Below are 8558 nucleotides of genomic sequence, written 5' to 3'. Positions count from 1 at the left end.
TTCCTTAAGTCGAAACGCGTAATCGGCGGCTCACATTGGCGCCGAATCGCGTCTCCGAATCTGCCTCAGAGAGCGGCGACTCGCTTCGTCAGGCGCGACATCTTCCGCGCGACAGTGTTCTTGTGCATCACGCCGCGAGCGACACCGCGAGCCATTTCGGGCTGGGCCGCCTTGAGCGCTGCAGCGGCTGCGTCCTTGTCGCCAGCTTCGCAGGCCGCTTCGACCTTCTTCACGTGGCTGCGGATGCGGCTCATGCGGGCGCCGTTGACTTCGGCACGGCGGTTGTTGCGACGAATGCGCTTACGGGCTTGCGGCGAATTGGCCATATCTGTGTCTGTCTCGCGTTTTGTGCAGGCCGCAGCAGTGCGACCGGAAATAGTCTGGTCTGTTCGAAAAGTCGGCGATTCACCGCCGGAAAGCGGCGCACATAGGCGGCGAGGGGCGAATCGTCAAGAAAACTGTGGCTTTGCCGGGCCTCAAAAAACGTCGGGCGGCTAGCATTGGCACTTTACGCAGTACCAGGTGCTTCGTCCACCCTGCGCGATCCTACGGATTTTGCCGCCGTCTTCGCGCCTGCAAGGCTCGCCCGTTCGTCCATAAACATCAAAGCGCGTCGCGAAATAGCCAAGTTCGCCATCGGGCGCGGCGTAATCCCTGAGCGAAGATCCGCCGTCCTTGATCGAAGCGGTGAGGACATTCCGGATCGCGGGGACGAGCCGCGCAAGCTGAGGCCGCGTCACCTTGCCCCCGGCCTTGAGCGGATGAATGCCCGAGCGCCAAAGCGCCTCGCACACATAGATATTGCCGAGCCCTGCAACGATACGCTGGTCCAGCAGGCACAATTTGATGCTCTGCGTCTTGCCCTTGAGCGCTGTCTTGAGCTGTTCGGGAGAGAAGTCGGGGCCAAGCGGTTCCGGGCCCATAGCGGAGAACTGCGGCCAATCGCCCAGTGTCTCGGTCGGTTCAAGGTCCACCGACCCGAAGCGACGGGGATCACACAGGGCGAAGCGGTGCCCGGCAGCTTCCAGCAGCAGGTGGTCGTGCTTGTCGGCTTCCTCAGGGTCGATCCGCCAGCGACCGCTCATGCCCAGGTGAAAGATCATCGTCGATCCGCGATCGAGGTGAATGAGGCCATATTTCGCCCGGCGCGAGAGCCCTGTGACCTGCGCACCGGTCATCACCTGTACGAGATCAGGCGGGAACGGGCGGCGCAAATCGGGGCGATTCAGCGTCACTCGCTCGATCCGCGCACCATCGAGGAAACGGGCAAGCCCGCGCACGGTTGTTTCGACTTCGGGTAATTCGGGCATTTCCAACCCACTAACACTCTTTGCGCATGCCGCAATTCCCTCTAGGGCTCCACGCATGAGTGAGAACACCAACGACCATGCGAACGACGCAGGAAACGAAACCGTCTCCTTCGGCTATGAGAATGTAAGTCCGGAAGAAAAGACCCGGCGCGTGGGCGAGGTCTTCACCAGCGTCGCGAAGAAATACGACATCATGAACGATGCGATGTCGATCGGAATGCATCGCGGGTGGAAGGACCGCTTCGTCAAGCGTGTAAAGCCGCAGCCGGGCGAGCAGATCCTCGACATGGCAGGCGGCACGGGTGACATCGCCTTTCGCATGGCCGATCGCGGCGCGAACATCACGGTTGCCGACATCAATCAGGACATGCTCGACGTCGGCGCAGAGCGCGCGATGGAGCGCGAGCAGAGCGATGAGACCGGAAGCCTGGTCTTTACTCAGCAGAATGCCGAAGAGGTCAGTTTCGCAAGCAGCAGCTTCGATGCCTACACCATCGTGTTCGGCATTCGGAACGTGACCTACAAGGACAAGGCGCTGGCGGAAGCTTACCGCGTGCTTCGACCTGGAGGGCGGTTTTACTGCATGGAGTTTTCGACCACCGAATGGTCTGGCTTCAAGGAGATCTACGACGTCTATTCCGATCTGCTGCTCCCGCGCATGGGGCAGATGATCGCAGGCGACGCCGACAGCTATCGCTATCTGGTCGAATCAATTCGCAAATTCCCCAAGATGGCCGAGTTCGAAAACATGATTCGCGCAGCAGGCTTCACCAACACCAAGGTCGAAAGCATCCTGGGCGGTGCGGTCGCCATTCATTCGGGCTGGAAAATCTAAAAGCGCATGACCACGCCTGCCACGCATCTTTTCCGCCTTGCGCGATGGGGCATCACGCTCGCACGCCGCCGCGCGCTCGTCGGGGTCGAGGACGATCCCAACGCGCCTTCGACGGTGCGCCGGCTTGCCCGGCTCGCCCGGCTCGCGACGCTGACCGGGAAACACGGCCCGCGCGATTATGCCGGTGCCTTTCGCGCTATCGGACCTGCCGCGATCAAGCTTGGCCAATCGCTGGCCACGCGGCCCGATCTGGTGGGGGAAGAAGCCGCGCACAATCTCCTTAGCCTTCAGGACAGCCTGCCTCCCGTTCCCTTCGCCAAGATCGAAGAGCAGATCGCTGCAACCTTCGAGCAGCCGATCGACGGCCTCTTTACAGAGATTGACCCGGTTCCAGTGGGGGCTGCTTCCATCGCGCAGGTCCACCGCGCCACCACGACCGACGGTCGCAAGGTCGCGGTCAAGGTGCTGCGCCCCGGCATTCGCGAGAAGTTTGCGCGCGACATCCAGACCTATGAATGGGCAGCCGCTCATGTTGAAGCAATGGGCGGAGAGGCCGAGCGCCTGCGACCCCGGCTTACCATTGCGAACTTCAAACGCTGGACCAACTCCGAACTCGACCTTCGCCGCGAAGCTGCCTCAGCCTCCGAGCTTGCCGAGGAGATGGCAGGTATAGGCGGCTACCGCATCCCTGCGATCGACTGGGACCGGACCAATGGCCGGGTGCTGACGATCGAGTGGGTCGAAGGCATCAAGATTTCCAATCGCGACCAATTGATCGCGGCCGGGCACGATCTTGAGGCCTTGGCCGAAAAGCTCGTCATCAGCTTTCTCACACAGGCGATCAGCGCCGGGTTCTTCCATGCCGACATGCACCAGGGGAACCTGTTCGTCGAAGAGGACGGCACGATTGTCGCGATCGACTTTGGCATCATGGGCCGGATCGACCGCCGCGCTCGCCAATGGCTTGCCGAAATCCTCTATGGCCTCACGACCGGCAATTATCAACGCGTCGCCGAGATCCATTTCGAGGCGCAATATGTGCCGAGCTACCATTCGGTCGGCGAGTTTGCGACCGCTCTGCGCGCCGTGGGCGAACCGATGCGCGGCAAGCCGGTCAAGGAACTGAGCGTCGGCCAGATGCTCGATGGGCTGTTCGCGATCACGCGCGATTTCGATATGCAGACCCAGCCGCATTTGCTGCTGCTGCAAAAGACCATGGTAATGGTCGAGGGGATCGCCACTCAGCTCAATCCCGAAATCAATATGTGGGACACCGCAGCGCCTTACGTGCGCAGCTGGATCCGCGACGAGCTGGGGCCGGAAGCCGCAATTGCCGACCGGATCAAGGAAGACACCGAAACGCTCTTCCGCCTGCCGGGCCTGGTCAGGCGGCTTGAGGAGAAGTTCCCCCCCAAGGGCGGCGCACCCGAACCCCCGCCGCTCCCCGAAATTCGCCTCATGACCGAACGCAAGGAACGCTCGGGCGGAGGCCTGCTTGGCTACTTTGTTGCAGGGCTGGCGGGGGCAGGCGCTGTATACGGCGCGATGCTCGCCGGGCTGCTCTAGCCTCTGGTGGTCTTCGGCAAAATTCGCGCGCCGACGATGCCGAAAATGCCGAGCAAAGCCTCGACCAACATCGGCAGGATGTAACCCTCAAATGCGCCATAAGCGCCAAGCGCGACGAGCCGCGTTGCCAGGGTGACGAACATCAAAGCCGCACCAATGATCAGGGGATCGCTGCGATTGGCCCACGCGCCCCAGATGAAACACGCGCCCGACACTCCGAAAAAGGCGGTCATGTCGGCGCGTATCGAGGTGAGGCCATGCGCGCCTTCGACATCGATCCCGAAATCCGCAGCCGAGCTCACTGGATCGGTGAAGAAGCCGAACCCCATGAATACCAGCAATCCCCCGCCGAGCGTCAAAAGCACCTTGAGCGCTAAAATCATCTGTAAACCCCCTTCAACGCAGCGTCCGGACCGGCGCGATTGCCGTCAATTCGCTGCTCGGCTCTAAGTGCAATTTTAACCATCCTATCGCAAGGAGTCTGCTGGACTTGGCGCGGCTTGATATGACCGCTAGACGGAAACTGACAGACCAAGAACGTGGAGGAAGACCGGGTAGTGAGCGAGGCTGGGCCTAAGATATTGCTGGTCGTAGGCGGCGGGATAGCGGCTTACAAATCGTGCGAGCTCGTCCGCCTCATTCGCAAGGGCGCCAATGGGGTCGGCGGCGATGTGACCTGCGTCGTGACCAAGGGCGGGCAACAATTCGTGACGCCCATGTCGCTGGCCGCGCTTTCCGAAAATCAGGTCTATACCTCGCTGTTCGATCTCAAGAACGAGGTCGAGATGGGCCATATCGAACTGTCGCGTGAGGCCGACCTTATCGTCGTGTGCCCTGCGACCGCCGATCTCATGGCGAAAATGGCCGCGGGCATTGCCGACGATCTGGCGACCACTCTCATCCTTGCCACGAACAAGCCGGTGATGGCGGTCCCGGCGATGAACGTGAAGATGTGGGAGCACGCCTCCACCCAGCGCAATGTCGCGTCGCTCAAGGAAGCCGGCGTCACGGTCATCCACCCGGACGAGGGCGCGATGGCTTGCGGCGAGTTTGGTTATGGCCGCCTGCCCGAACCGCATGCCATCTGGCGCGAGATCGCGGCGCATTTCGGTATCGAGGTCGAAGAGGAAGCGCCTGCGCCGGTCGCGGCCAACGATACACCTGCAGAAGAGGTCGAGGTCGAAGCGCTCGAACCCGAAGACGATACCGGCTCGACGCTGGGCAGCGGGCTTGGCGGGCTGCTTTCCAAGATCATCTACCGCTCCACCGAAAAACGCAGCGCCGAACAGATCGAGGCAGAGCTCGATGCGCTGGGCGAGGAGGAATTGCCCGAAGATATCGAGATCGAGGAAGAGGATATCGAGTTCAATCCCGATCTCGAAGGCTCACCTCTGGCGAGCAAGGGCAAGGGCAGAGCCGCGCCCCCGATCGACCCTGACGCCATCAATCACGAATTCGACGACCGCCGTCTGGCTCCCGAAGAATTCGAAGAGCCCGCAAAAGAGGCGCCCGAGGAAGAAAAACCAGCGCCCCGGAAAATCGCCGCCAAGAGAGCCGCACCTCAAAAGGCAGAGGCCATCGAAGCCGACGAAGAGGAGGTTACCGGCAATTTTGACGTGGATGCTTCCTACCGCCCGCTCGAAGGGCGCCGCGTCCTGGTCACCGCCGGGCCGACCTGGGAATCGATCGACCCTGTGCGCTACATCGCCAACCGTTCGAGCGGGAAGCAGGGCTTTGCAATCGCCTCTGCCGCTGCTGCTCTGGGGGCAGATGTGACGCTGGTCGCAGGCCCCGTCGCGCTCAAGACCCCGACAGGCGTGAAGCGCATCGATGTCGAAAGCGCCGAGGAAATGTCGTCCGCCGTCAAGCGCGCACTGCCCGCCGATGTCGCCATAATGGTCGCCGCCGTCGCCGACTGGCGGCCCAAGGAATATCGCGACGAAAAGATCAAGAAGCGCGGATCTGCTCCGCCTGCTCTCATGCTGACCGAGAACCCGGATATTCTGACGAACCTCGCGGGCGCATCGAACCGGCCCGAACTGGTCATCGGGTTTGCCGCCGAAACCGACGACGTGCTCGCCAACGCCAAGCAGAAGCGCAAGCGCAAGGCGTGCGACTGGATCGTTGCGAACGACGTATCGGGCGACGTTATGGGCGGCGATGATAACCTCGTTCACATCGTCACCGCTGACGGTGTGGAGAAGCTCGACAAGATGCCCAAGGGCGATGTTGCGATGGCTCTGGTCGAACGGATCGCGGCAACATTGAAAGCCGAAGCCGCAGAATGAGCGACGCAGTGCAAGTCGAAGTAAAGCGGCTCCCCCATGGTGAGGGCCTCGCTCTGCCCACATACGCCACCCAAGGCAGCGCGGGCATGGATATCGTGAGCGCAGAGAACGTGACCATCGCACCGGGCGCGCGCCACGCGGTCGCCACCGGGCTTTGCGTTGCGATACCGCAGGGGTATGAAATCCAGGTCCGCCCACGCTCAGGCCTCGCTTTCAAGCACGGCATCACGGTGCCCAACACGCCGGGCACGATCGATTCCGATTATCGCGGTGAATTGAAGGTGCTGCTGATCAATCACGGCCGCGAGGATTTCGCCATCGCGCGCGGAGATCGCGTGGCGCAGCTTGTGCTCGCACCCGTCGTGCAGGCTGCCTGGGCCGAAGTCGACCAGCTCGACGCGACCGGGCGAGGCGAAGGCGGTTTTGGCTCCACCGGCGGCCACGCGAAGCTCTGATCAACCGGATCTCATATGGTCACGAAAAAGGGCGACGCTGATCCCTTGCGCCGCCCTTTCTGCCCCGTCCGGGGTGGATGTGATGGGTATGTAAGTTCGCGATCGCCCTTAACGCTGCGCTCTCACTTCGTTGCCATCTTCGCGGATCGTGATGCGCACCGCCTCACCGTTGTTACCGGGGAAATCTGTGAAGATCGCGTCAACGAGATTGGGGACGATGTTCTGCAACCGGTTCGAGCGCGAGACGCTTTCAGCGCGGCCTTCGAACACGCGTTCACCCGTGCTGGTGTTGTCGATCAGCAAATCGATGCCGCTGGTGAAGATTGTGTAACTGCGCACATTGGGTCCGCCAAAGCCGCCGAAGAACGGATCGGCAAAGCCATAGCCCCAACCCCCGCGCCAGCCGCCAAAGCCGCCCCATGGACCCCACGGGCCGAAAGCGCCAAAGCCGCCAACACCGGGCTGTGTGCGAATGCGTTCGCGCCCATTGTCGATCGTATAATCGAAGCGGACCAGGAGGTTCGCGTTTTCAGGGTTCGCCGCGCGGGTGTAGCCGAGCTGCGCCATTTCGGCAGCAACCATATCGGCATAGAGCGAGAATTCGAGGCCGCCTGCAAGCTGCGGATCCTCGGGAACCACGGCAAAGGTCTGGCCCTGCGGCGCAGGCAATTGCGCCTGAAAGCGCGACACGTCGGCCTTGAAAGAGGGGGCGCATGCGGCGAGCGTCACGGTCGCGATACCTGCAAGAGCGAGGCGCGAATAGCGACGGAAACGGTTCGAACGCGATGACATAGCAATACGGTTCATGACATATCCTTCATCTTTTCGCCAGTGCATCCCAATGTAGGATGCACCGGCAGCTGGTGCCAGTGACCTTGCGCCATTCCCTTAAATGCGTGGCGAAGCTGCGCGCGGGCGCATTTCTGCGGCCCGGCTACTAACCTTGCGACGCCCCCTCAATGATGTCCCTATCGATCAGGCGATCACTGTTGCGATGTACAATAACCTATTGTGCTGAATGGGGATTGAACATTTTTCTCCGCCGACCGGCCTAGGCCGTATGGTGCCGGTGAGGCGCATGGTCAGCCCCTAACCAGACCCAGCGCCTTGTAAGCGGCGTCCAGCGTCGGCAGGCCATGTTCGCGCGCCTGTGCAGCACCGCGCGCAAGAATGGCGTCGAGCGCCTCCTGATCGTCCTTGAGCTCAAGAAAACGCGTATTGATCGGGCGCAGAGTTTCCACAAGCACTTCGCCCAGCGCAGGCTTGAACGCGCCAAAGCCCTGTCCGCCATGCTCGGCGAGGACCTCTGCTGTGCTCTTGCCGGTCAGCGCGGCATAAATGCCGACAAGGTTCTTTGCTTCGGCGCGGTCCTCAAGGCCCTTTTCTTCCGACGGAAGGGGTTCGGGATCGGTCTTGGCTTTCTTGACCTTCTTCATCACCGTGTCGGGATCGTCGGTCAGGCTGATGCGGCTCATGTCCGACGGGTCGGACTTGCTCATCTTGGCCGTGCCATCGCGCAGGCTCATGATGCGCGCGGCGGCAGGGGGGATGTAGGGTTCGGGCAGTGTGAAAAGCGGCGCATCTTCGGGGCAGAAATCGTTGTTGAACTTCTGCGCGATGTCGCGGGCAAGCTCGAGGTGCTGCTTCTGATCCTCGCCCACCGGCACGTGCGTCGCCTGATACAGCAGCACGTCTGCGGCCTGCAAAACGGGATAGGTGAACAGCGCGACCGACTGGCCTTCGCGGTTCTTGCCCGCCTTGTCCTTCCACTGCGTCATGCGACCCAGCCAGCCCATGCGCGCCGTGCCGTTCAAAAGCCATTGCAGCTCAGCGTGGGCGGGAACCTGCGCCTGGTTGAACAAAATGGTCTTCGCCGGATCGACCCCGCAGGCAACCAGCGTCGCGACCATCTCGCGGGTATTCTGGGTAAGCTCGGCCGGGTCATGCGGCTGCGAGATCGCGTGCAGGTCGGCGAGGAAAATGAAACACTCGCCGCCTGCGGAATGCGCCTCGTCCTGCAGCTTCACGTAATTGACGATCGCGCCAAGGTAGTTGCCGAGATGCGGTTTACCGGTGGGCTGGATGCCAGAGACGACACGCATGG

At 61.8% G+C, this 8558-nt stretch carries 9 protein-coding genes; 4 read left to right on the top strand and 5 right to left on the bottom strand.

What is annotated here, in order from left to right:
- Nucleotides 1-65: 65 nt before the first annotated feature.
- Together rpsT and mutM are read right to left on the bottom strand one after the other, a co-directional pair.
- Nucleotides 66-326, bottom strand: coding sequence for a 30S ribosomal protein S20 (rpsT, locus tag CD351_RS15650; protein WP_111993490.1), 261 nt, complete (start codon nucleotides 324-326; stop codon nucleotides 66-68).
- A gap of 168 nt (nucleotides 327-494) precedes the next feature.
- On the bottom strand, nucleotides 495-1310 hold the full coding sequence (gene mutM / locus CD351_RS15645) for a bifunctional DNA-formamidopyrimidine glycosylase/DNA-(apurinic or apyrimidinic site) lyase (RefSeq protein ID WP_111993489.1): 816 nt from the start codon (nucleotides 1308-1310) through the stop codon (nucleotides 495-497).
- A gap of 55 nt (nucleotides 1311-1365) precedes the next feature.
- Between mutM and CD351_RS15640 the strand changes: the two genes are divergently transcribed.
- Both CD351_RS15640 and ubiB read left to right on the top strand, forming a co-directional pair.
- Nucleotides 1366-2145 (top strand): class I SAM-dependent methyltransferase, encoded by a 780-nt coding sequence (locus CD351_RS15640; protein ID WP_111993488.1) that lies wholly within the window; start codon nucleotides 1366-1368, stop codon nucleotides 2143-2145.
- A gap of 6 nt (nucleotides 2146-2151) precedes the next feature.
- Entirely contained in the window at nucleotides 2152-3711 is a 1560-nt protein-coding gene (gene ubiB / locus CD351_RS15635; RefSeq protein WP_111993487.1) for a 2-polyprenylphenol 6-hydroxylase, read from the top strand.
- Here ubiB and CD351_RS15630 read toward each other — a convergent pair.
- Entirely contained in the window at nucleotides 3708-4094 is a 387-nt protein-coding gene (locus tag CD351_RS15630) for a DUF4345 family protein (RefSeq protein WP_111993486.1), read from the bottom strand. The genes ubiB and CD351_RS15630 overlap by 4 nt on opposite strands.
- A gap of 174 nt (nucleotides 4095-4268) precedes the next feature.
- Between CD351_RS15630 and CD351_RS15625 the strand changes: the two genes are divergently transcribed.
- Both CD351_RS15625 and dut read left to right on the top strand, forming a co-directional pair.
- A complete protein-coding gene (locus tag CD351_RS15625) occupies nucleotides 4269-5999 on the top strand; it encodes a phosphopantothenate--cysteine ligase family flavoprotein (RefSeq protein ID WP_111993807.1) in 1731 nt (576 codons plus the stop codon).
- A complete protein-coding gene (gene dut / locus CD351_RS15620) occupies nucleotides 5996-6454 on the top strand; it encodes a dUTP diphosphatase (protein ID WP_111993485.1) in 459 nt (152 codons plus the stop codon). The genes CD351_RS15625 and dut overlap by 4 nt, the downstream gene beginning before the upstream one ends.
- Before the next feature lie 108 nt (nucleotides 6455-6562).
- Here dut and CD351_RS15615 read toward each other — a convergent pair whose 3' ends face one another.
- Both CD351_RS15615 and trpS read right to left on the bottom strand, forming a co-directional pair.
- Complete coding sequence (locus CD351_RS15615; RefSeq protein ID WP_111993806.1) at nucleotides 6563-7261, bottom strand: DUF4136 domain-containing protein; 699 nt, start codon at nucleotides 7259-7261, stop codon at nucleotides 6563-6565.
- 275 nt (nucleotides 7262-7536) lie between these two features.
- Nucleotides 7537-8556 carry a tryptophan--tRNA ligase gene (gene trpS / locus CD351_RS15610; RefSeq protein WP_111993484.1) on the bottom strand — a complete coding sequence of 340 codons (1020 nt, stop codon included), beginning with the start codon at nucleotides 8554-8556 and terminating at the stop codon, nucleotides 7537-7539.
- Nucleotides 8557-8558 lie beyond the last annotated feature (2 nt).

This window comes from Erythrobacter sp. KY5 (assembly GCF_003264115.1).
Taxonomy (GTDB): domain Bacteria; phylum Pseudomonadota; class Alphaproteobacteria; order Sphingomonadales; family Sphingomonadaceae; genus Erythrobacter.
This window is presented reverse-complemented; position numbering and strand designations above follow the sequence as displayed.

What these genes read in the sequence shown, in the direction of transcription:
- rpsT (WP_111993490.1), bottom strand. Translation starts at nt 326, where the DNA reads ATGGCCAATTCGCCGCAAGCCCGTAAGCGCATTCGTCGCAACAACCGC.
- mutM (WP_111993489.1), bottom strand. Translation starts at nt 1,310, where the DNA reads ATGCCCGAATTACCCGAAGTCGAAACAACCGTGCGCGGGCTTGCCCGT.
- CD351_RS15640 (WP_111993488.1), top strand. Translation starts at nt 1,366, where the DNA reads ATGAGTGAGAACACCAACGACCATGCGAACGACGCAGGAAACGAAACC.
- ubiB (WP_111993487.1), top strand. Translation starts at nt 2,152, where the DNA reads ATGACCACGCCTGCCACGCATCTTTTCCGCCTTGCGCGATGGGGCATC.
- CD351_RS15630 (WP_111993486.1), bottom strand. Translation starts at nt 4,094, where the DNA reads ATGATTTTAGCGCTCAAGGTGCTTTTGACGCTCGGCGGGGGATTGCTG.
- dut (WP_111993485.1), top strand. Translation starts at nt 5,996, where the DNA reads ATGAGCGACGCAGTGCAAGTCGAAGTAAAGCGGCTCCCCCATGGTGAG.
- CD351_RS15615 (WP_111993806.1), bottom strand. Translation starts at nt 7,261, where the DNA reads ATGAACCGTATTGCTATGTCATCGCGTTCGAACCGTTTCCGTCGCTAT.
- trpS (WP_111993484.1), bottom strand. Translation starts at nt 8,556, where the DNA reads ATGCGTGTCGTCTCTGGCATCCAGCCCACCGGTAAACCGCATCTCGGC.